The organism is Streptomyces sp. NPDC043726, assembly GCF_056436565.1.
Genome location: NZ_JBWKCI010000014.1, coordinates 216,500 through 238,772, shown reverse-complemented (window position 1 = coordinate 238,772; position 22,273 = coordinate 216,500). Strand labels below are relative to the sequence as shown.

At 72.3% G+C, this 22,273-nt stretch carries 21 protein-coding genes; 6 read left to right on the top strand and 15 right to left on the bottom strand.

Going from position 1 to position 22,273, the window contains the following annotated elements; translation table 11 throughout:
• On the top strand, positions 1–909 hold a 909-nt coding region (locus AC068Z_RS34620; RefSeq protein WP_478564872.1), incomplete at its 5' end, for a GTP-binding protein.
• Positions 910–938: 29 nt separating this feature from the next.
• Here AC068Z_RS34620 and AC068Z_RS34615 read toward each other — a convergent pair.
• Both AC068Z_RS34615 and AC068Z_RS34610 read right to left on the bottom strand, forming a co-directional pair.
• A complete protein-coding gene (locus AC068Z_RS34615) occupies positions 939–3,239 on the bottom strand; it encodes a bifunctional salicylyl-CoA 5-hydroxylase/oxidoreductase (RefSeq protein WP_478564869.1) in 2,301 nt (766 codons plus the stop codon).
• Positions 3,240–4,067 carry an enoyl-CoA hydratase family protein gene (locus AC068Z_RS34610; protein WP_478564866.1) on the bottom strand — a complete coding sequence of 276 codons (828 nt, stop codon included), beginning with the start codon at positions 4,065–4,067 and terminating at the stop codon, positions 3,240–3,242.
• A 291-nt stretch (positions 4,068–4,358) separates the two neighbouring features.
• On the opposite strand from AC068Z_RS34610, the gene AC068Z_RS34605 reads away from it, so the two are divergent.
• Positions 4,359–4,811 carry an ATP-binding protein gene (locus AC068Z_RS34605; RefSeq protein WP_478564863.1) on the top strand — a complete coding sequence of 151 codons (453 nt, stop codon included), beginning with the start codon at positions 4,359–4,361 and terminating at the stop codon, positions 4,809–4,811.
• Here AC068Z_RS34605 and argF read toward each other — a convergent pair whose 3' ends face one another.
• Both argF and AC068Z_RS34595 read right to left on the bottom strand, forming a co-directional pair.
• Positions 4,812–5,828 carry an ornithine carbamoyltransferase gene (gene argF, locus AC068Z_RS34600; RefSeq protein WP_478564860.1) on the bottom strand — a complete coding sequence of 339 codons (1,017 nt, stop codon included), beginning with the start codon at positions 5,826–5,828 and terminating at the stop codon, positions 4,812–4,814.
• Positions 5,829–5,919: 91 nt separating this feature from the next.
• Complete coding sequence (locus tag AC068Z_RS34595; protein ID WP_478564857.1) at positions 5,920–7,143, bottom strand: arginine deiminase; 1,224 nt, start codon at positions 7,141–7,143, stop codon at positions 5,920–5,922.
• A gap of 120 nt (positions 7,144–7,263) precedes the next feature.
• On the opposite strand from AC068Z_RS34595, the gene AC068Z_RS34590 reads away from it, so the two are divergent.
• Complete coding sequence (locus AC068Z_RS34590; protein WP_478564854.1) at positions 7,264–8,268, top strand: SPFH domain-containing protein; 1,005 nt, start codon at positions 7,264–7,266, stop codon at positions 8,266–8,268.
• Entirely contained in the window at positions 8,265–9,158 is an 894-nt protein-coding gene (locus AC068Z_RS34585; protein WP_478564851.1) for a hypothetical protein, read from the top strand. Before AC068Z_RS34590 ends, AC068Z_RS34585 begins: the two co-directional genes overlap by 4 nt.
• A gap of 4 nt (positions 9,159–9,162) precedes the next feature.
• On the opposite strand, the gene AC068Z_RS34580 is transcribed toward AC068Z_RS34585, so the two are convergent.
• The 3 genes from AC068Z_RS34580 to AC068Z_RS34570 all read right to left on the bottom strand — a co-directional run bounded on the left by AC068Z_RS34580 (position 9,163) and on the right by AC068Z_RS34570 (position 14,230).
• Positions 9,163–11,700, bottom strand: coding sequence for a polynucleotide kinase-phosphatase (locus tag AC068Z_RS34580; protein ID WP_478564849.1), 2,538 nt, complete (start codon positions 11,698–11,700; stop codon positions 9,163–9,165).
• Entirely contained in the window at positions 11,697–13,166 is a 1,470-nt protein-coding gene (locus AC068Z_RS34575) for a 3' terminal RNA ribose 2'-O-methyltransferase Hen1 (protein ID WP_478564846.1), read from the bottom strand. Before AC068Z_RS34575 ends, AC068Z_RS34580 begins: the two co-directional genes overlap by 4 nt.
• 140 nt (positions 13,167–13,306) lie before the next feature.
• Positions 13,307–14,230 (bottom strand): LLM class F420-dependent oxidoreductase, encoded by a 924-nt coding sequence (locus AC068Z_RS34570; RefSeq protein ID WP_478564843.1) that lies wholly within the window; start codon positions 14,228–14,230, stop codon positions 13,307–13,309.
• A gap of 244 nt (positions 14,231–14,474) precedes the next feature.
• Between AC068Z_RS34570 and AC068Z_RS34565 the strand changes: the two genes are divergently transcribed.
• On the top strand, positions 14,475–14,837 hold the full coding sequence (locus AC068Z_RS34565; RefSeq protein ID WP_478564898.1) for a hypothetical protein: 363 nt from the start codon (positions 14,475–14,477) through the stop codon (positions 14,835–14,837).
• Between the two features lie 376 nt (positions 14,838–15,213).
• Here the strand turns inward: AC068Z_RS34565 and AC068Z_RS34560 are convergent, their stop codons facing one another.
• From AC068Z_RS34560 to AC068Z_RS34540, 5 genes are all read right to left on the bottom strand, one after another.
• The gene (locus AC068Z_RS34560; RefSeq protein WP_451731933.1) at positions 15,214–15,696 is read right to left on the bottom strand and encodes a DUF6099 family protein; all 483 of its coding nucleotides are present in this window, start codon (positions 15,694–15,696) and stop codon (positions 15,214–15,216) included.
• A 194-nt stretch (positions 15,697–15,890) separates the two neighbouring features.
• Positions 15,891–16,217 (bottom strand): nucleotide pyrophosphohydrolase, encoded by a 327-nt coding sequence (locus AC068Z_RS34555; RefSeq protein WP_451731936.1) that lies wholly within the window; start codon positions 16,215–16,217, stop codon positions 15,891–15,893.
• Positions 16,214–17,536: an AAA family ATPase gene (locus tag AC068Z_RS34550; RefSeq protein WP_478564838.1), complete on the bottom strand. Its 1,323-nt coding sequence runs from the start codon at positions 17,534–17,536 to the stop codon at positions 16,214–16,216. The genes AC068Z_RS34555 and AC068Z_RS34550 overlap by 4 nt, the downstream gene beginning before the upstream one ends.
• A gap of 79 nt (positions 17,537–17,615) precedes the next feature.
• Positions 17,616–18,005: a cell division protein SepF gene (locus AC068Z_RS34545; protein ID WP_478564835.1), complete on the bottom strand. Its 390-nt coding sequence runs from the start codon at positions 18,003–18,005 to the stop codon at positions 17,616–17,618.
• A 138-nt stretch (positions 18,006–18,143) separates the two neighbouring features.
• Positions 18,144–18,659: a YceI family protein gene (locus AC068Z_RS34540; RefSeq protein ID WP_478564832.1), complete on the bottom strand. Its 516-nt coding sequence runs from the start codon at positions 18,657–18,659 to the stop codon at positions 18,144–18,146.
• Between the two features lie 140 nt (positions 18,660–18,799).
• On the opposite strand from AC068Z_RS34540, the gene AC068Z_RS34535 reads away from it, so the two are divergent.
• The gene (locus AC068Z_RS34535; protein WP_478564829.1) at positions 18,800–19,291 is read left to right on the top strand and encodes a MarR family winged helix-turn-helix transcriptional regulator; all 492 of its coding nucleotides are present in this window, start codon (positions 18,800–18,802) and stop codon (positions 19,289–19,291) included.
• Between the two features lie 165 nt (positions 19,292–19,456).
• Here the strand turns inward: AC068Z_RS34535 and AC068Z_RS34530 are convergent, their stop codons facing one another.
• The 3 genes from AC068Z_RS34530 to AC068Z_RS34520 are packed head-to-tail and all read right to left on the bottom strand — an operon-like array spanning position 19,457 to position 22,175.
• Positions 19,457–20,386 carry an MBL fold metallo-hydrolase gene (locus AC068Z_RS34530; RefSeq protein WP_478564827.1) on the bottom strand — a complete coding sequence of 310 codons (930 nt, stop codon included), beginning with the start codon at positions 20,384–20,386 and terminating at the stop codon, positions 19,457–19,459.
• Positions 20,383–20,577, bottom strand: coding sequence for an acyl-CoA carboxylase subunit epsilon (locus AC068Z_RS34525; RefSeq protein ID WP_451731947.1), 195 nt, complete (start codon positions 20,575–20,577; stop codon positions 20,383–20,385). Before AC068Z_RS34525 ends, AC068Z_RS34530 begins: the two co-directional genes overlap by 4 nt.
• A gap of 32 nt (positions 20,578–20,609) precedes the next feature.
• The gene (locus AC068Z_RS34520) at positions 20,610–22,175 is read right to left on the bottom strand and encodes an acyl-CoA carboxylase subunit beta (protein ID WP_478564823.1); all 1,566 of its coding nucleotides are present in this window, start codon (positions 22,173–22,175) and stop codon (positions 20,610–20,612) included.
• Positions 22,176–22,273: the final 98 nt, after the last annotated feature.

Below are 22,273 nucleotides of genomic sequence, written 5' to 3'. Positions count from 1 at the left end.
CGCAACATGGTCACCGGCGCCTCCACCGCCGAACTGACGGTGATCCTCATCGACGCCCGCAACGGCGTCGTCGAGCAGACCCGCCGGCACGCCGCCGTGGCCGGACTGCTGCGGGTGCCGCACGTGGTCCTCGCCGTCAACAAGATGGACCTCGTCGGATACGACGAGCAGGTGTTCGAGCGAATCGTCGAGGACTTCGCGGGCCATGCGGCCGAGCTGGGGCTGCCCGGGTTCACGCCGATCCCGGTGTCGGCGCTCGTCGGGGACAACGTGGTGGACCGCTCCGCCCACATGGACTGGTACGGGGGTCCGGCGCTGCTGGAGTTCCTGGAGGAGGTCCCCGTCGGCGCCGAGGCGGCGGACGCTCCGCCCCGCTTCCCCGTCCAGTACGTCATCCGGGACGGCGAGGACCGCCACTACGCGGGACAGCTGGTGTCGGGCGCGCTGCGGGTCGGGGACCGGGTCACCGTGCATCCGTCCGGGGAGACCTCGCGGATCACCGGGATCGACGTGCTCGGGTCCGCCCGGGAGGTGGCGTACGCGCCGCAGTCGGTCAGTGTGCGGCTGGCCGACCAGCGGGACGTCTCACGCGGCGACATGATCACCGCCGGTGTCGACGTCCCCGCGCTCACCCGGGAGATCCGGGCCGCAGTCTGTCATCTGGCGGACCGGCCGCTGAAGGTCGGCGACCGGGTGCTCGTCCGGCACACCACGCGCACGGTGAAGGCCATCGTCCAGGATCTCGGGGGCGCGGCCGAGCTGACCGCGAACGACCTGGGCCGGATCGTGCTGCGCACGGCGGAGCCGCTGGCGGTCGACGACTACGCGGTGTCCCGGCGCACGGGCGCGTTCATCGTGATCGACCCGGCGGACGGCGCGACGCTGACGGCGGGGATGGTCGAGCTGTAGAGCCATCCCTATCAAGAGGGGTTGCGCCCTCAAGTCCCGAGCGTCAGGCGGGGCTTGGGGGCGTCCGTGCGTCCGGTCCGGGGGCGGCGGCTGCCCGCGCGGTACGGGTCGGGCCAGACGACGCCCGGGCCCTCGTACGACTGTTCCGCCGCCGCGTGCAGGGTCCAGTTCGGGTCGTACAGATGCGGGCGGGCCAGGGCGCACAGGTCGGTGCGGCCGGCCAGGATCAGGGAGTTGACGTCGTCCCAGGAGGAGATCGCCCCGACCGCGATCACCGGGATGCCGAGGGTGTTGCGGATGCGGTCGGCGAAGGGTGTCTGGTACGAGCGCCCGAACTCCGGCCGCTCCTCTGACACCACCTGTCCGGTCGACACGTCGACGGCGTCGGCGCCGTGCGCCGCGAAGGCGCGGGCGATCTCCACCGCGTCCTCGGCCCGGGTGCCGCCCTCGGCCCAGTCCGTGGCGGAGATACGGACGGTCATGGGCCGCTCCTCCGGCCAGACGCCCCGGATCGCGTCGAACACCTCCAGCGGGAAGCGGAGCCGTTTCTCCAGGGAGCCGCCGTAGGCGTCGGTGCGGCGGTTGGTCAGCGGGGAGAGGAAGCCGGAGAGCAGGTAGCCGTGCGCGCAGTGCAGTTCGAGCAGGTCGAAGCCCGCCCGGGCGGCACGCCAGGCGGCCGCGGTGAACTGCTCGCGCAGGTCCGTGAGCTGGGCGCGGGACAGCTCGCGCGGAGTCGGGCCGTCCGTGCGGTACGGGATCGGGGAGGCCGCCACCAGGGGCCAGTTGCCGTCGGGGAGCGGTTCGTCCATGCCCTCCCACATCAGCTTGGTCGAGCCCTTGCGCCCGCTGTGGCCGAGCTGCACGCCGATCGCGGTGCCGGGGGACTGCCGGTGCACGAACTCGGTGATCCGGCGCCAGGCCTCGGCCTGCTTGACGGTGTAGAGGCCCGTGCAGCCGGGGGTGATCCGGCCCTCCGGGCTGACGCACACCATCTCCGTCATCACCAGGCCGGCCCCGCCGAGGGCGCGGGCGCCCAGGTGGACGAGGTGGAAGTCGCCGGGCATGCCGTCGACGGCCGAGTACATGTCCATCGGCGAGACGACGACCCGGTTGCGCAGGGTCAGCCCGCGCAGCCGGAACGGGGTGAACATCGGGGGCGTACCGGGCGGGCAGCCGAACTCGCGCTCCACGGACTCGGTGAAGCGGGCGTCGCGCAGCCGGAGGTTGTCGTGGGTGACCCGGCGGCTGCGGGTGAGGAGGTTGAAGGCGAACTGGCGGGGCCGCTGGCCGAGGTACAGCCCGATGTCCTCGAACCACTCCAGGCTGGCGCGGGCCGCGCGCTGGGTGGAGGCGACGACCGGTTTGCGCTCCTCCTCGTAGGCGGCCAGCGCGGTCGGCAGATCGGGCTGTTCCTCCAGGCAGGCGGCGAGGGCGAGGGCGTCCTCGACGGCGAGCTTGGTGCCGGAGCCGATGGAGAAGTGGGCGGTGTGCGCGGCGTCGCCGAGCAGCACGATGTTCTCGTGCGACCACTGTTCGTTGACGACCGTGCGGAAGGTCGTCCAGGCGGACTTGTTGGAGCGCAGGGGGTGGCCGCGCAGGGCTTCCGCGAAGATCTTGGCGCAACGGTCGACGGACTCCTGCGCGTCGAGTTCCTCGAAACCGGCCGCCCGCCAGACCTCTTCGCGCATCTCGATGATGACGGTCGAGGCATCGGGCGCGTAGGGGTAGCCGTGCAGTTGCATCACGCCGTGCTCGGTCTCGGCGATCTCGAAGCGGAAGGCGTCGAAGGCGAAGTCGGTGGCCAGCCAGATGTAACGGCAGTGGTGGGTGGCCACATGGGGGCGGAACACATGGGCGTAGGCCTCGCGGGTGGTGCTGTGCACACCGTCGGCGGCGATGACCAGGTCGTGGGTCTCGGCCAGCCAGGCGGGGTACGGCGCCTCCGACCGAAAGCGCAGTTCTACGCCCAGCGCGCGGCAGCGGCGGTGCAGGATCTCCAGGAGGCGTCTGCGGCCGAGCGCGGCGAAGCCGTGGCCGCCGGAGGTGTGGCGGGTGTCGTGGCGGACGATGTCGATGTCGTCCCAGCGGACGAAGTCCCGCTGGAGAGCGGTGTAGACCTCGGGGTCGGCGTGTTCGATGCCGCCGAGGGTCTCGTCGGAGAGGACGACACCGAAGCCGAAGGTGTCGTCGGGGGCGTTGCGTTCCCAGACGGTGATCTCGCGGGTGGGGTCGAGCCGTTTCAGGAGGGCGGCCGCGTACAGCCCTCCGGGACCGCCACCGATGACCGCCACGCGCAGGGGGCGCCCGGTGTTCGTCGTAGGCCGGATCACCTAACGCCCCTTCCACTTCGGAGGGCGCTTCTCCGTGAACGACTGGTGGAACTCCGCGTAGTCCTCGCCCGTCATCAGCAGGGCCTGGGTCGAGGCGTCCAGTTCGAGCGACGGGCCCAGGGGCATGTCCAGCTCCGCCGTCAGCAGGGCCTTCGTCTGGGCGTACGCCAGGGCCGGGCCCTCGGCCAGGCGGCGGGCCAGGTTCTGGGCGGCCTCGTCGACCCGGCCCTCGTCCGTCAGCTCGCTGATCAGGCCGATGCGCTCGGCCTCCGGGGCGCGCACCGGCTCGCCCAGCATCAGCAGGCGGGTCGCGTGCCCGAGGCCCACCACGCGCGGCAGCAGATAGGCCGCGCCCATGTCGCCGCCCGAGAGACCGACCCTGGTGAACAGGAAGGCGAACCGGGCCGAGGGGTCGGCGACCCGGAAGTCGGCCGCCAGCGCGAGCACCGCGCCGGCGCCCGCCGCGACCCCGTGGACCGCCGCGATCACCGGGAACGGGCACTCCCGGATCGCCCGGACCACCTGGCCCGTCATCCGGTTGAAGTCCAGCAGCTGGGCCGTGTCCATGGACAGGGTCGCGCCGATGATCTCGTCCACGTCACCGCCGGAGCAGAAGCCGCGCCCCTCGCCGGCCAGCACCAGGGCCCGCACCGCCCGCTCCCGGGACAGCTCGGACAGGAGGTCGCGCAGATCGGCGTAGGCGCCGAAGGTGAGCGCGTTGAGCTTCGCGGGGCGGGCGAGGGTGACGGTGGCGACGCCGTCCCCGAGGTCCACGCGCAGATGCTCCCAGCGGCCGGTGCGGGCGGCGGAGCCGGTGAAGGGACTCATGGCGGGCGGCCTCCTCGGGCGGACTGCGGGCGGCGCTGTCTCACTGAGGTCTACCCCTCGAAGTTATCACTGATCCGTGACTGTCGTCAGGATGGCGCGATACGTCACGAGGCCACCGAGGTGTCACGGCTCGTCGACGTCCGGGTAACGAAGGGATCAGGCGGGCGAGGCCGGACGTTCACCTGGGTAAGCCGCTCGCTACGGGGCGAAAGTCCCGTCCGGCGCCCGCCCGACCGCCCTGTGGGACGGCGCCGTACCATTCATAAGGTTGAAAGCAGGACAGCCTGCTTGATGAACGGATCCGCCGTGCACGATCGCCTGCCCTCCCCCGCCTCCTGGCGCGTCGCACTGCCGCACACCACCGCGGCGGTGCCGGTCGCGCGCGCCCTGGTCCGTACCGCGCTGGCCGAGCTGAAGCACTCCGCCGACTGCGACACCGCGGAGCTGCTGACCGCGGAGCTGGTGGCGAACGCCGTGGAGCACACCGCGGGCGAGGGGCCGATAGAGCTGGTGGTGGAGCTGCTGCCGAGCGGCTGCCAGGTCGAGGTGCACGACCCGGACCCGGCGCCGCCGGGCGATCTCACCCGCCCCTGCGAGGGCGAACCGGACCCCTGGCAGGAGCACGGCCGGGGCCTGCTGCTGATCCGGGCCCTCAGCTCGTCCTGCGGCCACCGGCCGACGGCGTCGGGCAAGGCGGTGTGGTTCCGGCTGCCGACGGTGCCCGCCCAGCGCCGCGCCTCCTGATCACGCGCGGCCGAGCGTCGCCACCAGCACCGCCTTGATCGTGTGCATCCGGTTCTCCGCCTCGTCGAACACGACCGAGTGGGCCGACTCGAAGACCTCGTCCGTGACCTCCAGCGACTCCAGGCCGTGGGTCTCGTGGATCTCGCGGCCCACCTTCGTGCCCAGGTCGTGGAAGGCCGGCAGACAGTGCAGGAACTTCACGTCCGGGTTGCCGGTGGCGCGCAGGACGTCCATCGTCACCGCGTACGGGCCGAGCGCCTTGATCCGCTCGTCCCAGACCTCCTTGGGCTCACCCATCGAGACCCAGACGTCCGTGGCCACGAAGTCCGCGCCCAGGACACCCTCCGCCACCGACTCGGTGAGCGTGATGGCCGCGCCGCTGTCCGCCGCGAGCCGCCGCGCCTCGGCGACGACCTCGTCGTCCGGCCAGTACGCCTTGGGCGCGACGATCCGCACGTCCATGCCGAGCAGGGCGCCGGTGATCAGGTAGGAGTTGCCCATGTTGAAGCGGGCGTCGCCGAGGTAGGCGAAGACGATGCCGTCGTCCAGGGTCTTCGTGCCGTGCTCCAGCATGGTGAGGACGTCGGCGAGCATCTGGGTGGGGTGCCAGTCGTCGGTGAGGCCGTTGTAGACGGGCACCCCGGCGTGCTCGGCCAGCTCCTCGACCTTCTCGTGGCTGTCCCCGCGGTACTCGATCGCGTCGAACATCCGCCCGAGCACCCGCGCGGTGTCCTTGACCGACTCCTTGTGCCCGATCTGCGATCCGGAGGGGTCCAGGTACGTCGTCGTGGCGCCCTGGTCGGCGGCGGCGACCTCGAAGGCGCAGCGGGTGCGCGTGGACGTCTTCTCGAAGACCAGCGCGATGTTCCGGCCGCGCAGGTAGGGGATCTCGGTCCCGGCCTTCTTGGCGGCCTTCAGCTCCGCGGCCAGCTCGAGCAGACCGCGGAACTCCTCCTCGGTGAAGTCGAGCTCCTTGAGGAAGTGGCGGCCGGCGAGGGAGGTCGGGACTGTCGCCATGGGGGCGCTCCAGAGTGACGTGAACAAGGACCTTGGAAGTCTATACGATGTTCCACATTTCTATACAGGCCCCATACCGCCGGTCCACCCCCTACACCGGCCCGCGCTCCACCGGGCAGCTCATGCAGCGCGGTCCGCCCCTCCCCCGCCCCAGCTCGCTCCCCGGGATCTCGATGACCTCGATGCCCTGCTTGCGCAGGTGGGTGTTGGTCGTGGAGTTGCGTTCGTAGGCCACGACGACGCCCGGCTCGACCGCGAGGACGTTGCAGCCGTCGTCCCACTGCTCCCGCTCGGCCGCGTGCACGTCCTGGGTGGCGGTGAGCACCCGGATCTCGCTCAGCCCGAGGGCGGCGGCGATGGCCCGGTGCATGTGCTCCGGCGGATGGTCGGTGACCTTCAGCTCCTTGCCGTCGACGCCCGGCTCGATGGTGTACGAGCGGAGCATGCCGAGCCCGGCGTACTGGGTGAAGGTGTCGCCGTCGACCATCGTCATCACCGTGTCGAGGTGCATGAAGGCGCGCCGCTTGGGCATGTCGAGGGCCACGATCGTCTCGGCGGAGCCGGCGGCGAAGAGCTTGTGGGCGAGCATCTCCACGGCCTGGGGCGTGGTTCGCTCGCTCATGCCGATCAGCACGGCGCCGTTGCCGATCACCAGGACGTCGCCGCCCTCGATGGTCGACGGGTAGTCGGCCTGCCCCTCGGACCAGACGTGGAACGTTTCGGCACGGAACAGCGGGTGGTGCCGGTAGATCGCCTCGAAGTGCACGGTCTCGCGCTGACGGGCGGGCCAGCGCATGGCGTTGACGGAGACACCGTCGTAGATCCAGGCGGAGGTGTCGCGGGTGAAGAGGTGGTTGGGGAGCGGGGCGAGCAGGAAGTCGTCGAGCTCCATGACATGGAAGCGCACGGAGACGGGCTCCGCGTGGGCGTCCAGGAACTCGCGCTTGGTCATGCCGCCGACCAGTGCCTCGGCCAGCTCGGGCGCGGGCAGGGTGGCGAAGGCGGCGCGCAGATGGTCGGTGGCGAGGACGCCGTACTCCTTCTCGTCGAATACGCGGTCCAGGACGAGGTCGCGGGCCGCCGGGATCGCCAGGGCCTCGGTGAGCAGGTCGCCGAAGAGATGGACGGTGACCCCGCGGTCGCGCAGGACGTCGGCGAAGCCGTCGTGCTCGGCGCGCGCCCGGCGCACCCAGAGCACGTCGTCGAAGAGCAGCGCGTCCTTGTTGCTGGGGGTGAGCCTTTTGAGCTCGAGATCCGGCCGGTGCAGGATGACGCGGCTGAGCCGCCCGGCCTCGGAGTCGACGTGGAATCCCATGACTCCATCCTGACCATCGGGGGCGATATTCACCCCCCTCTTGACCACTTCCGATTCTCGTCCTCTTGACGATAAACAGGCGCACCTCTTATCGTCGGTACGACGAAATGGGGGTCCCACATGGCCGACATCACCCGGCGCCTCGGCTGGCGCCATCTGCGCGGGGCGCCGACCGCGCACATCCGGCACCACCGCGGCGGCAAGCTGCTGCACGACGGCCCGGGGCTCAGCTTCTGGTACCGGGCACTCAGCGCGGCGCTCTCCGAAGTCCCGGTCGACGACCGGGAGTTGGCGATGACCTTCCACGCCCGCACGGCCGACTTCCAGGACGTGGCGGTGCAGGCGACGGTCACCTACCGCATCAGCGACCCGGCCGTCGCGGCGGCCCGCCTGGACTTCTCCGTCGACCCCGACACCGGGGCCTGGCGCGGCACCCCGCTGGAACAGCTCGGCACCCTGCTCACCGAGACGGCCCAGCAGCACGCGCTCGACGTCCTGGCCCGTACGCCGCTGGCGGCGGCGCTGGTGGACGGAGTGAGCGCGGTACGCGAACGGGTCGCCGCGGGTTACGCCGCCGAACCGCGGCTGCCCGCCACCGGCATCGAGATCGTCGCCGTGCGCGTGGTGGCGCTGCGCCCGGAGCCCGAGGTGGAGCGCGCCCTGCGCACCCCGGCCCGCGAGCTGATCCAGCAGGAGGCCGACCGGGCCACGTACGAACGGCGGGCGGTGGCCGTCGAGCGGGAGCGCGCGATCGCCGAGAACGAACTGGCCAGCCAGATCGAACTCGCCCGCCGCGAGGAGCAGTTGGTCGAGCAACGCGGCACGAACGAGCGCCGCAAGGCGGAGGAGCAGGCCGCCGCCGACGCCGTACGGGCCGAGGCGGAGGCGGCACGTTCGGTGCGGCTCGCCCGGGCCGAGGCGGAGGGCGTGCGGGCCGTGGGCGACGCGAAGGCCGAGGCCCAGGCGGCCTGGCTGCGGGTCCACGCCGACGTGGACGTCGCCGTCCTGCACGCGCTCACCGGGACGCGGCTCGCGGAGAACCTGCCGCGCGTCGACAGCGTGACCATCTCGCCGGACGTGCTCACCGGACTGCTCGCCCGGCTCGGCGACGGAGAGCGGGCGTGAGCCTCGCCCCGCGGGCCGTGCTCGTCCACCGCACCACGGAGTACGAGGAGTTGGTGGCCCGGCACGGTACGCACGGACAGGCGGCCTACTTCCTGCGCTCCCGGGGCCGGGACATCGAGGAGGTGGCCGACCGGCACCGCCGTACGCGAAAGGCGCTGGCCGAGGTCGTGGCGGCCATTCCGCTGACCTGGCGTCAGGCGCGCGTCGAGCGCGGCGACTTGGACCGGTTCCTGTTCGCGCCGCAGGACGTGGTGGTCGTGGTCGGACAGGACGGTCTGGTGGCGAACGTCGCCAAGTACCTGTCGGGGCAGCCCGTGATCGGCGTCGACGCCGATCCCGGGCGCAACCCGGGTGTCCTGGTACGGCACCGGCCCGCGGACGCGGCGAAGCTGCTGGCGTCCGCCGGCACGGCCGGTGCGGACGAGCTGACCATGGTCGAGGCCGTCGCCGACGACACCCAGCGCCTGGTGGCGCTGAACGAGATCTATCTAGGCGCGGCCGGACACCAGACGGCCCGGTACCGCCTGGGCCTCGAGGACGACGGGGGTGTCGTCGAGGCCCAGGCCTCGTCCGGGGTACTGATCGGCACCGGTACGGGCGCGACCGGATGGCTCCGGTCGGTGTGGCAGGACCGGGGCGGGCGGCTCGCGCTGCCCGCCCCGGCGGAGGAACGGCTGCTGTGGTTCGTCCGCGAGGCCTGGCCCTCCCCGGCCACCGGGACCTCCCTGGTGGCCGGCGAACTGGCCGCCGCCGCGCGGCTGACGCTCACCGTCGAGTCCGAACGCCTGGTGGCCTTCGGGGACGGCATGGAGACCGACGCCCTGGAACTGACCTGGGGTCAGTCGGTACGGGTCGGGGTGTGCCGGGAGCGGCTGCGGCTCCTCGGCTGAACCGTCACAGCCGCGGGTCCACCGGCTCCGACTCCAGCGCCAGCACCCCGAACACGGCCTCGTGCACCCGCCACAGCGGCTCGCCCTCGGCCAGCCGGTCCAGGGCCTCGAGGCCCAGCGCGTACTCCCGGGTGGCCAGGGACCGCTTGTGGTTGAGGAACCGCTTGCGCAGCCGGTTCAGGTTGTCCGGGCGCGTGTACTCCGGACCGTAGATGATCCGCAGGTACTCGCGGCCACGGCACTTGATGCCGGGCTGCACCAGCCGCCCCTCCGCGTTGCGCACCAGCGCGCCGAGCGGCTTGACGACCATGCCCTCGCCGCCCCGCCCGGTCATCTCCAGCCACCAGTCGACGCCCGCCCGCACCGACTCCGGGTCCGCGGTGTCGACGTACAGACGCCGGGTGGTCTGGAGCAGGCCCGTGCCGTCGTGCTCCACCAGCCGGTCCAGGAGCGCGAGCTGCTCGTCGTGCGGGAGCGCGGCGAGGCTGCGGCCCTGGACCGCGAGGAGCTGGAACGGCGCGAGACGGACGCCGTCCAGGCCGTCGGTGGTCCAGCAGTACCGGCGGTAGGCCTCGGTGAACGCCGAGGCGTCCGCGGCCCGTTCGCGCTGGCGCGCCAGGAGGTCCGACACGTCGACTCCGCGCGCCGCGGCGGCCTCCAGCGCGGCGAGCGCGCCCGGGAACACCGCCCCGGAGGCGGCGCCGACGGCCGCGTACTGCGAGCGCAGCAGCCCGGACGCCTTCAGCGACCACGGCATCAGCTCGGCGTCCAGCAGCAGCCAGTCCGTGCCGAGTTCGTCCCACAGCCCGGCCGCCCCGACGGCCGTGCGCAGCCGGTCGAGGATCGCCTCCGTCACCGACTCGTCGGCGAAGAAGGGCCGTCCGGTACGGGTGTAGAGCGACCCGGTGGGACCGTCGACGCCGAACCGCCGCCGCGCCGCCTCCGCGTCCCGGCACACCAGCGCCACCGCACGCGAGCCCATGTGCTTCTCCTCGCACACGACCCGCGCGACCCCGTCGGCCGCGTACTGCGCGAACGCCTCCTCGGGGTGCTCCAGGTAGCCGTCGGCCTGCGAGGTCGCCGTCGGTGCCATGGTCGGCGGCAGGTACGGCAGCAGGCGCGGGTCCACCGCGAACCGGCTCATGACCTCCAGGGCCGCCGCCGCGTTCTCCTCCCGCACGGCGACCCGTCCCGCGTGCCGGGTCTCCACGGCCCGGCGCCCGTGCACGTCCGCCAGGTCCAGCGGCCGCCCGTCCTGCCCGCCGGGCGCCTCGGTCCGCAGCGGCTTGGCCGGCTCGTACCAGACCCGCTCGGCCGGTACGTCGACCAGTTCCCGCTCCGGCCAGCGCAGCGCGGTGAGCTTGCCGCCGAAGACGGCGCCGGTGTCCAGGCAGATCGTGTTGTTCAGCCAGGTCGCGTCCGGAACCGGGGTGTGCCCGTAGACCACCGCGGCCCGGCCCCGGTAGTCCTCCGCCCACGGGTAGCGCACCGGCAGGCCGAACTCGTCGGTCTCGCCGGTGGTGTCGCCGTACAGGGCGTGCGAGCGGACCCGGCCGGAGGTGCGGCCGTGGTACTTCTCGGGCAGACCGGCGTGGCAGACGACCAGCCTGCCGCCGTCGAGGACGTAGTGGCTGACGAGCCCGTCGATGAACTCCCGTACCTCGCGCGCGAACTCCTCGCTCTCGCCCGACATCTGGGCGATGGTCTCGGCGAGTCCGTGGGTGTGCCGGACGTTGCGGCCCTTGAGGTACCGCCCGTACTTGTTCTCGTGGTTGCCCGGCACGCACAGGGCGTGGCCCGACTTCACCATCGACATCACCCGGCGCAGCACGCCCGGGCTGTCCGGGCCGCGGTCGACGAGGTCGCCGACGAAGACGGCGGTACGGCCGTCCGGGTGGACGCCGTCGGCGTAGCCCAACTTCTGCAGCAGCGACTCCAGTTCGGCGGAGCAGCCGTGGATGTCGCCGATGATGTCGAAGGGTCCGGTGAGGTGGGTCAGGTCGTTGTACCGCTTCTCGGTGACGACGGTGGCCTGCTCGACCTCCGCGACGCCCCGCAGGACGTGCACCTTGCGGAAGCCCTCGCGCTCCAGGTGCCTGAGGGAGCGGCGCAGTTCGCGGGTGTGCCGCTGGATGACCCGGCGGGGCATGTCGGCCCGGTCGGTGCGGGCCGCGTTGCGCTCGGCGCACACCTCCTCCGGGACGTCCAGGACGATGGCGATCGGCAGGACGTCGTACTGCTTGGCCAGATCGATCAGCTGGCGCCTTGAGTCCTGCTGGACGCTGGTGGCGTCGACGACGGTCCGGCGGCCGGCCGCGAGCCGCTTGCCGGCGATGTAGTGCAGGACGTCGAAGGCGTCGCCGGAGGCGCTCTGGTCGTTCTCGTCGTCGGCGACGAGGCCGCGGCAGAAGTCGGAGGAGAGTATTTCGGTGGGCTTGAAGTGCCGCCGCGCGAAGGTGGACTTGCCGGAGCCGGAGGCTCCGATGAGCACCACGAGGGAGAGGTCGGTGACGGGCAGGGTGCGCCCCTGGGTCTCGGTCATGCGGCCTTCGCCTCCTTGTCGTCGCGGTCGTCGCGCGTGAACACAGCCATCTGGGTGGGGGGTCCGACCTCGGGGTCGTCGGGTCCCACGGGAACGAACTCGACGCCGTAGCCGTGCCGTTCGGCCACCGTGTCCGCCCAGGCGCGGAACTCCTCGCGGGTCCACTCGAAGCGGTGGTCGCCGTGCCGCACGTGCCCGGCCGGGAGGGACTCCCAGCGGACGTTGTACTCGACGTTCGGGGTGGTCACCAGCACGGCCCGCGGACGGGCGGCGCCGAACACCGCGTACTCCAGGGCGGGCAGCCGGGGCAGGTCGAGGTGCTCGATCACCTCGCTGAGCACGGCGGCGTCGTACCCCTTGAGCCGGTTGTCGGTGTAGGCGAGCGAGCCCTGGAAGAGCTTGACCCGGGACGCCTGCCGCTCGCCCATGCGGTCCAGCTTGAGCCGGCGGGAGGCGATGGTGAGGGCGCGCACCGAGACGTCGACTCCGACGATCTCGGTGAAGGCCGTGTCCTTCAGCAGCGCCTGCACCAACTGGCCCTGGCCGCAGCCGAGATCGAGGACGCGCGAGGCTCCGGCGGAGCGCAGGGCGGCGAGGATCGCGTCCCGGCGCTGGACGGCGAGCGGGGTCGGCCGCTCCTCCTCCTCGGCCTCCGCCTCGACGGCGTTGTCGATGTCCTCGACCTCGCTGTCGTCGGCCTCGGCGAGCCGCACCAGTTCGAGCCGCTCCATGGCCTGGCGGGTCAGCGACCAGCGGCGGGAGAGATAGCGGCTGGTGATCAGCTTCTGCTCCGGGTGGTCGGCCAGCCAGCCCTCACCGGCCCGCAGCAGCTTGTCGACCTCGTCGGGGGCGACCCAGTAGTGCTTGGCGTCGTCCAGGACCGGGAGCAGCACGTAGAGGTGGCGCAGGGCCTCGGCGAGGGTCAGCGCCTCGGAGTCGAGGACGAGCCGGACGTACCGGGAATCGCCCCACTCCGGGAACTGTTCGTCCAGGGCCACGGGCTCGACGGTCACGGCCCAGCCGAGCGGTTCGAAGAGCCGTCGTACGAGGGCCGGGCCACCGCGCGCGGGCAGCGCGGGGACCTCGATACGCAGCGGGCGCGGCCGGGCCGGGAGGTCCGGCTTCGCCGTGCAGGTGCCCTTCATCGCGCTGGAGAACACCGAGCTGAGCGCCACGGCGAGCAGCGAGGAGGCGGCGTACGGCCGGTCGTTGACGTACTGCGCGAGCGCCGCGTCGGGGGCGCCGCCGCGGCCCTTGCCCTTGCCGCGCCGGACCAGTGCCACCGCGTCGACCTCCAGCATCAGCGCCGCCGTGCAGCGCTCGGCGTCCGCCTCGGGGTAGAGGACGTGCGCCTTGCCGTAGGACGTGGAGAACGCCTGCGCCTTCTCGGGATGCTTGTGCAGCAGGAAGCCGAGGTCGGTGGCGGGGCGTTCCGGGGTGCCGGTGGTACTGATCGTCAGGAACATGGGCAGGGCCTCTGAGGCTCGGTGGACAGGGTCGCCGTACGCGTGAAGGCCCCCAGGAGGGTGATCCTGGGGGCCTTCAGGACGACGAACACACCATCGCACACCGGGTGCGACCGGCGCCTTCGGATATCCCCGCGGTGCTACGACAGCTGCGACTGCACCTGGGAGGAGATGAGCTCCAGGTGGTCGAGGTCGGAGAGGTCGAGGAGCTGGAGGTAGATCCGGCGGGCGCCGATCTCCGCGTAGCGGCCGATCTTGTCGACCACCTCGGCCGGGGAGCCCGCGAGGCCGTTGGTCTTGAGCTCGTCCACCTCGCGGCCGATGGCGGCGGCCCGGCGGGCTACCTCGGCGTCGTCCTTGCCGACGCAGACGACGAGGGCGTTGGAGTACGTCAGCGCGTCGGTGCCGCGTCCTGCCGCCTCGGCGGCGGCGCGAACGCGGGCGAACTGGCGCGCGCTGTCCTCGACGCTCGCGAAGGGCATGTTGAACTCGTCGGCGTACTGGCCCGCGAGGCGCGGGGTGCGGGTGGCGCCGTGGCCGCCGATCAGTACGGGGATCCTGGCCTGCGCGGGCTTGGGCAGGGCGGGCGAGTCGGTGAGGTCGTAATGGGTGCCGTGGAAGTCGAAGGTCTTGCCGACCTCGGTGGCCCACAGTCCGGTGACGATCGCGAGCTGTTCCTCCAGGCGCGCGAACTTCTCCTTCGGGAAGGGAATGCCGTACGCCTTGTGCTCCTCCTCGAACCAGCCCGCGCCCAGGCCGAGTTCGACCCGGCCGCCGGACATCTGGTCGACCTGAGCGACCTGGATGGCGAGCACGCCGGGCAGCCGGAACGTACCCGCGGTCATGAGGGTGCCGAGGCGGATGCGCTTGGTCTCGCGGGCGAGTCCGGCGAGGGTGATCCAGGCGTCGGTGGGGCCGGGGAGGCCGTCCGCGGAGCCCATGCTGAGGTAATGGTCCGAGCGGAAAAATGCGTCAAAACCAAGGTCCTCGGTGGCCTTCGCCACGGTGAGCAAGGTGTCGTAGGTCGCCCCCTGCTGGGGCTCGGTGAAGATGCGAAGATCCATACCTCCATCCTGCACGGTCATGTGGTGGTCAACACCGTCGGTCCCACCGGCCCCACTCCGCCACGGTCGGGTGAAAATCCCCGGGCGGCGTGCCGGCGGCGGGTCCGGGCCAGTGACCCGGTCCGGTGGTGATCGTTGCCCGGGAGGAGCCGGACCGCCCGGCTCCCGCACCGGCCTGTCTGCCGCCGGGCGTCGTTCGCGTCGGTCTCCGAGAACCCGGGGCCGGTTGGCCGAGGAGGCCGTCATGTCCGAAGAATCCGTGCCGCAGCAGGGCGGGACCGGGGGCGGCACCCCTGGCCGGCCGAAGGGGCTGTTGCAGCAGATGGAGGAGCTGATGGCGGCACTGAACGCGGACCTGTCCGCGCTGGACGCGGATCTGCAGTCCTCCGGGGGGCCGGAGCGGGGCGCGGGGGCGGGGGCCGGCGCCGGCGCCGGCGCCGGCGCCGGTGCCGGTGCCGGTGCCGGTGCCGGTGCCGGTGCCTCGGCGGGTGCGGGGGCGGGCGCGGGCGCGGGGCTCGATGCCGGGGCGACGGCGGGAGCGGGGGCCGGGGCGACAGCGGGTGCGGGTGCCGGGGCGACGGCGGGAGTGCGGGAGGACGGGGACTGACGGGTTCTCGGGGAACGGCCGCAGGCCGACGGGGGTCACTCGGAGGGCGACTGATGGCTGACGGGCTCGCCCGGCGGGCGGCCGAGAGCTGACGGCTAGCTCGGGGGACGGCTCACGGTTGACGGCTAGGTCGGAGGACGGCCGAGCGCTGACGGCCAGCTCGGACCGCATCTGAAGGCTGACGGGCCCGCCCGGAGTACGGCCGAGAGGTGACGGCCGACTCGGACGGCGGCTGAAGGCTGACGGGCCTGCCCGGAGGGCGGCCGAGAGGTGACGGCCAGGTCGGACGGCGGCTGGTGCTGGCTGACGGGCTCGTTCGGAGGGTGGTACAGGGGCGGTTTGCTTGTCGGGGGTTCGTCCAGGGGGCGCTCTGGGTTCAGCCCGCCTCTCTTTCCGGCTCCGGTAGCAACTGCTCCGCCTCTCGGTCCGCGAGTCTGCGGAGCATCTCCAGGACGCGGTCGCGGGACTCGTCGGCCGCGTCGATGGCCTCCATGCACTGCCAGTACGTGCCCTCGTCGTCCGCCGCGCTCGCCAGGCCGACGAGGGCGATGCCCACCTCGCCGAGCAGACCGCCCAGGTACATGAGCGCCTGGCGGGCGTCGCCCAGTTCGCTGAGCTGGGCCGCGCGCAGGTCCTTGGTGTCGAGTACGGGGGTGTCGAGCACCCCGCAGCCCCGGCCCGCGAGTTCGGTCAACCCCAGCGCCTCACCGCGCAGTTCGGGTGGGCCGAAGACCGCGAGCCGGCTGCCTATCGCCTGGGCCAGGGCCTGCGCCTGCCACACCTCGGTCAGGATGTCCGGCGCGCGGTCGGTCCCGGCCAGGGCGCGCCTGCTCGTCACGATGAGCCGCACAGCGTCCATGCGCTGCCCCCGTCTGTCCGACGCGCCCCCTGGCACGTCCGCCCGAACTCCATTGTTCACTACCCAGAGTGAGGGTCCGTGAGACGAAAAGCCAGAGGAAGACGGAAATCTGCGGACAACAATTCGGTTTCGGGCAGTTGAATCAACACGGAGCGTACAAGGGGAGCGAGTAACTCCGTTCCCTGGTCCAGAAGTTACGGCGCCGGGAACCGCCGTTCGTTCCGGTCGATCTTCGCGTCCAGCGCGGCGAGGGGGTCGATGCCCAGCACCTCGCACAGTTGCAGCAGGTAGGCCAGGACGTCGGCGACCTCGTCCGTGACGCGGTGCGCGGTGTCGGGGTCGGACATCACACGGGCCGACTCCTCGGGCGTGAGCCACTGGAAGATCTCGACGAGTTCGGAGGCCTCCACACTGAGCGCGGCCACGAGGTTCTTGGGGGTGTGGTATGGCTGCCAGTGGCGCGCCGCGGCGAACTCGGCGAGCCTGCGCTGGAGTTTCGCGACGTCGAGGGGTTCGGTCACGGGGTCAGGTGTACCACGGTGACGCCGGGCGTCCCGTCGGCCAGGGCCGCGTCGCTGACCGTGCCGACGAGGCGGATGTGGCCGCGCTCGCACATCCGCGCCGCGAGCGCGAGCAGTTCGGTGCGCTGGCGTGGGTCCAGGCCGCGGTCGAGGCCGTCCGTCAGCACGGTGAGGGTCCGCATCGCGGGCGGCACCTCGCCGGGTGGGTCGAGCTCCAGTACGCCGGGACCGGTGAGCAGCACCAGGGTGAGCGCGAGATAGCGCAGCTCGCCGTCGCCGAGGCGGCCGCACTCGGTGCGGATGCCGCCGCCCCGGTCCAGCACTCCGCGGACGGTGCCGTCGCCGAGCGGTTCGGACAGGACGTCCGCCACGGGGCCGCGGCAGCCGGCGCGTACGGCGGCGACGAGCAGCTGGTGGCGGCGGGCGCACTCGACGCGGGTGCGCCACAGGACGTCGGCGAGGTTGTCGCAGCTGCCGAGGAGGCGTCCGGAGCCGGTGGGCACGGGGACGCGCATCCAGTCGGGGCGGGGGTCGCAGGCGAAGACGGAGCGCAGGGCGACGACCATCTGCTCGGCGGCGGCGAGGACCCGGCGCTGCCCGTCCGTCTTGCCGGCCACGCGCAACGGAAGCAGGGCGGTGCCGAGCCGGTCGTCGGGGAGCGGGGCGCGGGTGACGGGCGCGGACCCTGCGGTGTGCCAGGCCGCCTGCACCGCGCGCCGGCCCGGATCCCGCAGGGCGGTCTCCAGGAGGGTCACCCCGTCCGCCGTCAGCCGCTCGCCCACGACGCGCAGCTCGGGCTCGGCCTGTACGGCGACATCGAGCCGGACCGGACCCTCGGGACCGTCGGCGGTGCAGCCGATCCGGAACCCCCGGCGCCGCTGGGCGTCGGGCCGGGCCCCCTCGGGCACACAAGCGACGGGATCCGGGAAGACCTCCCGTAGCTCCGCTCCCCCACCGAGCCTGGCGAGCGCCTCGTACGCCCGCAGCGCGCTGCTCTTCCCGCACCCACTGGCCCCCACCAGCAACGTGCACGCCCCGAACGGCAGGCTCACGCCCCGGTGCCCGGCGAAGGCGGAGAGCCGCAGCTCGGTGATGCGCGGACGGCTCGGATGACCTCCGGCCGGTCTCGCCGGGTCGCCGGCCGAGGAGGCGGGCACACGCGAACTCCCCTCCGGCGCGGCAGACGGACTCGGCGGGCGCGGAGTGCCCTGCGACGCGGCGGAAGGACTCGGCACACGCGAAGTCGCCTCCGGCGCGGCGGAAGGGCTCGGTGGGCGCGGTGTGCCGGACGGCGCCGGGGGTGTGGAAGGGGCGGGCATATGCGGACCGTAGGACTCCGGCGGCGGGTGAACCGTTTTGCCGCCGGGAGCTTCCTACGATCGGGGGACGTCCGAGGGCTCAGGCCTCCGGGACGCCGGCGCCCTCCATGATCCCGCTGACCTCGGTGCCGTTCGGAGTCAGCAGGAACACGTTGCGGTCGACGCGGTGCATACCGCTCGCCAGGCCGAAGACGACGCCCGTGCTGAAGTCTAGGACGCGCTTGGCGACCTCGGTCTCGGCGCCCGTCAGGTCCAGCAGGACCGGGATCCCGGCCATCAGGGTCTCGGCGACCTCCCTGGCGTCGCCGAAGACGTTGACCCGCAGAACCACGAAACGGCGGCGCGGCTCGGTCACCGCCTCGGGATGCGCGCGATGGTCCACCGCGGACGGCCACGCGTCCCGGCCGCGCAGGGGTACGACCTGGGCAAGCCCTTCCCACTGCTCATCGGTGACGTCGTAGCGGTTCACCGGCTCCCCCCGAACTGACTGGTACTCAATGCCTGCACCAGCCAATTCTTACGCCATGTCACCCGTTCGGCCCAACAGCGACACGGTCCGCGACAGCAGTCACCGGGTGCGCGGAGACCTTGGGGTCGGGCGTGGCGGTCAGGCGTCCTCGCGGGTGAAGCGGAGCGTGGCCGTGACCGTGGTCAGGCCGCGCATCATGCCGAGCTGGTTCCAGGTGATGCCGAACTGCTCCCGGTCCACGGTGAATTCGGCCTCCAGCGTGACGGAGGCGGCGTCCGCCGCGGCCAGCCGGGCGGTGACCGTCTGCGGCCGGCTGACCCCCCGGACGGTGAGCTGACCGTCGACGTGGACGGTGTCGCCGCCACGGATTTCCGCGCCGCGCACCGCGAAGGTGAGTTCGGGGTGGTTCGCCGCGTCGAAGAAGTCGGCGGAGCGCAGATGCTCGTCGCGCTTGGCGCTCTTGGTGTCCAGGGAGGTCGCGTCCAGGGTGACGGTGCCGACGGCAGACCCGTCGGGGCGCACCTCGCCCCGGCCCGCGACGGCCGTGAAGGCGCCCTTCACCGTGACCAGACCCCACAGCGTCCGGTGCTTGAGGGCCACGGTGGTGGCGGTGGGGTCCAGCTGCCACAGGCCGGTCTCGACGGCGACGGTCATGGTCCTGCTCCTGTCGGTGATCACGGGAAGCGGGCGCTTCACCCATGAGTACTTCAAATTTGGATGACCCCACGCTAGTCAACGATCCAAATTTGAACAACCCCCTCGTCCAAAATTGGACAACGGGTAGAATCACGGGTATGGCCAGCCCGGACGAGACCCCCACCGACCAGCTCGGATGCCCCACCGCGTCCGGTGAGAGCCTGCTCCCGGACGAGCTGCGCTCCTGGATGCGGATGCTGGCCGCGACGGCGGCGGTGGAGCAGCGGCTGCGGTCCGTGGTCAAGGAGACGCTCGACGTCTCGCACGACGAGTTCCTGATCCTGTGCCTGCTGGCCGAGCGGCCCCGCGAGGGTCTGCGGATGAGCCGGATCGCGGAGCTGCTGGGCCGGCCGAAGACCAGGCTCACGTACCAGATCGCCTGTCTGCAGCACGCCGGGCTCGTCACCCGTCAGTCGGTCTGCGGCGACAAGCGCGGCATCGAGGTCGCCCTCACCGCCAAGGCCCGCGAGCTGCTGACGGAGGCCTCCGGCCCGCTGGCCGGGACGGTCACCGAGGCCCTCGCCCAGATCTTCGGCCCCGCCGAGCGCGAGGCGATGTGCGGGCTGCTGCCGGACCTCGCGGAGGACTGAAACCCCCGGCCCTTCGCCGCCGGGGAGGAGCGCAGCCCGGCGCCGACGGGGTGCCGCTGCGTCCACCCGTGCCGCCCCAGCGGCAAGCCGCCCGCAGCTACGCGGGTGTTGGGGCGGGGCGGCACCCCTGTGCGCGGCAACACCGGTGCTGCCGCGGCAGGTTCGCTAGGCGTGGCACGTCGGCAGGGTGCCGCCGTTGTAGGTGATCATCTCCGAGAACGCCTCCGCAACGTCCACCGTGCGGCCCGTCGCTATGGCCTCGCGCTCGTCCAGTTCGGCGTAGGCGCGGTGGAGGTTGCCTACGACGCGTTCGAACTCCGTCAGGTGGCCGAAGGCGCCCTTGCCCGCTTCCTTGGCCGCCACCAGCGGGGTCAGACGCTGGGCCCGGCCCTCCGCCGCGACCCGTTGGATCCAGCGCAGGTACTCCTCCGTCTCGTCCAGGACCTCCGGGCCCCGTACGGGTCCGTGGCCGCAGACCACCGTGCGGGGCCGCAGCGCGCGCAGCCGGGCCAGGGCCGCCAGGGAGCCCGAGACCGAGCCCATCAGGACGAAGGGCGCGCTGCCCGCCATCGCGATGTCCCCGGCGAACAGCACCCGTTCAGCGGGCAGCCACGCCACCACGTCGTCGTTGGTGTGCGCCGGCCCCGGGTGCAGCAGCCGGATCTCCCGGTCCCCCTGGTACAGCGTCAGGTCCTCCGTGAAGGTGAGGTCGGGCAGCCGTACCGACAGCTCCCCCCACGCCACGTCCGGCCAGACCCCCGTGAGGGACAGGCCGTTGCGCTCCATCTCCGCCCGGGTCCGGGCGTGCGCCACCACCGTCGCGCCCGGAAAGGCACCGTTGCCGTGGGTGTGGTCGCCATGGTGATGGGTGTTGACCAGCACCCGGACCGGGCCCCGTCCGAGACCGTCCGCCGCCGCCCGCAACGCCGCCGCGCGGGCCGCCGTGGCCGCCGTGTCGACGAGGACCAGGCCCTCGGGACCGGCGACCACCCCGGCGTTGCTCAGACACCAGCCCCCGTCGGGCTGGAGATGGGCGTAGACCCCGTCGGCCACCTCGGTGAGCTCGGTGCGCAGGGCCGGAGTGGAGACACTCATGACACCGCCGCCCAGTAGGGGTACCCCGCCACCGCCCAGCTCGTGCCGCCCACACTGGTCTGGGCCCAGGCGACCGCCGGGGGCTGCGTCGGCAGCGGTTCCCCGTCCGCCTCGCCCCGGCGTCCGGACAGTGCCAGCAGGACCGTGAGCAGGGCGGAGAGTTCCTCCGGTGTCGGTTCGCCTCGCAGCACGCGTATCACCCGCTCTTCCGAATCGATCGCACTCACTGCGGCTGGTTCCCGTGCTTGCGCGACGGGATCGGGGCGTGCTTGCGGCGCAGCGTGCGCAGGGCGTCGATCAGCCGCGCCCGGGTCTCCGCCGGGTCGATCACGTCGTCCACGAGACCGCGCTCGGCCGCGTAGTACGGGTGCATCAGCTCGGAGCGGTACTCCTTCACCAGCTGCTCGCGCGTCGCCTGCGGATTGTCGGACGCGGCGATCTCCCGCCGGAACACGACGTTCGCCGCGCCCTCGGCGCCCATCACGGCGATCTCGTTGACCGGCCAGGCGAAGGAGACGTCACAGCCGATGGACCGGGAGTCCATGACGATGTACGCGCCGCCGTACGCCTTGCGCATGATCAGCTGCACCCGGGGCACGGTCGCGTCGCAGTACGCGTACAGCAGCTTGGCGCCGTGCCGGATGATCCCGCCGTGCTCCTGGTCCACGCCGGGCAGGAAGCCGGGCACGTCCACCAGCGTCAGCAGCGGGATGTTGAAGGAGTCGCAGAACCGCACGAACCGGGCCGCCTTCTCGGATGCCTGGATGTCGAGCGCGCCGGCCTGCACCATGGGCTGGTTGGCGACGACACCGGTGACCTCGCCGCCCATCCGGACCAGCGCGCACACGACGTTGCGCGCCCAGTTCTCGTGGACCTCGAAGAGGAAGCCGTCGTCGACGATCTCCTCGATGACGTCCCGGACGTCGTAGGAGGCGCGCGGGTCGGCCGGGACCATGTCGAGCAGGGCGTCGGTGCGCCGGTCGACGGGGTCGGACTCGGCGACGGACGGGGCCGGTTCGCGGTTGTTGGAGGGCAGCAGGGAGAGCAGGAAGCGGACGTTCTCCAGGCACTCCTCCTCGTCGTCGAAGACCGCGTGGGCCACACCGGAGGCGGTGGAGTGCGGGTCGGCGCCGCCGAGCCCGTCCATGGTGATCTCCTCGCCGGTGACCGCCTGGACGACGTCGGGACCGGTGATGAACATCTGCGAGGTACCGCGGACCATGAAGACGAAGTCGGTCAGCGCCGGCGAGTAGGCCGCGCCGCCCGCGCACGGGCCCATGATGACGCTGATCTGCGGGATGACCCCGGAGTTACGGACGTTGCGGGAGAAGATCCCGCCGTATCCGGCGAGCGCGGTGACGCCCTCCTGGATCCGGGCGCCCGCGCCGTCGCACAGGCCGATCACCGGGGCGCCGGCCGCCGTCGCGAGGTCCATCAGCTTGTGGATCTTCTGGGCGTGCGCCTCGCCGAGGGCGCCGCCGAAGATCCGGAAGTCATGGGCGTAGACGAAGGCGGTACGGCCGTTGATCCGGCCCCAGCCGGTGATCACGCCGTCGGTGTGGGGGCGGCGGGCCTCCAGGCCGAAGCCGGTCGCGCGGTGCCGGCGCAGGCCCTCGGTCTCGGTGAAGGTGCCCTTGTCGAAGAGCAGGTCGATCCGTTCGCGTGCGGTCAGCTTGCCCTTGGAGTGCTGTGCCCGGGTCGACTTCTCCGAGGGACCGCGCCGCACCGACTCGCGCAGTTCGTGCAGTTCGGCCGTCCGTTCCCGGAGGGGAGGTGAAAGGCGGTCCATTGACGCTCCTCACAGGTCGTCAAGGGGCTTGTTCAGCCCGTTCTCGGAACGCGTGGGCGACAGAGTGCGTCGCGGAGCTGGAGCGCGGGTGGAGCGGG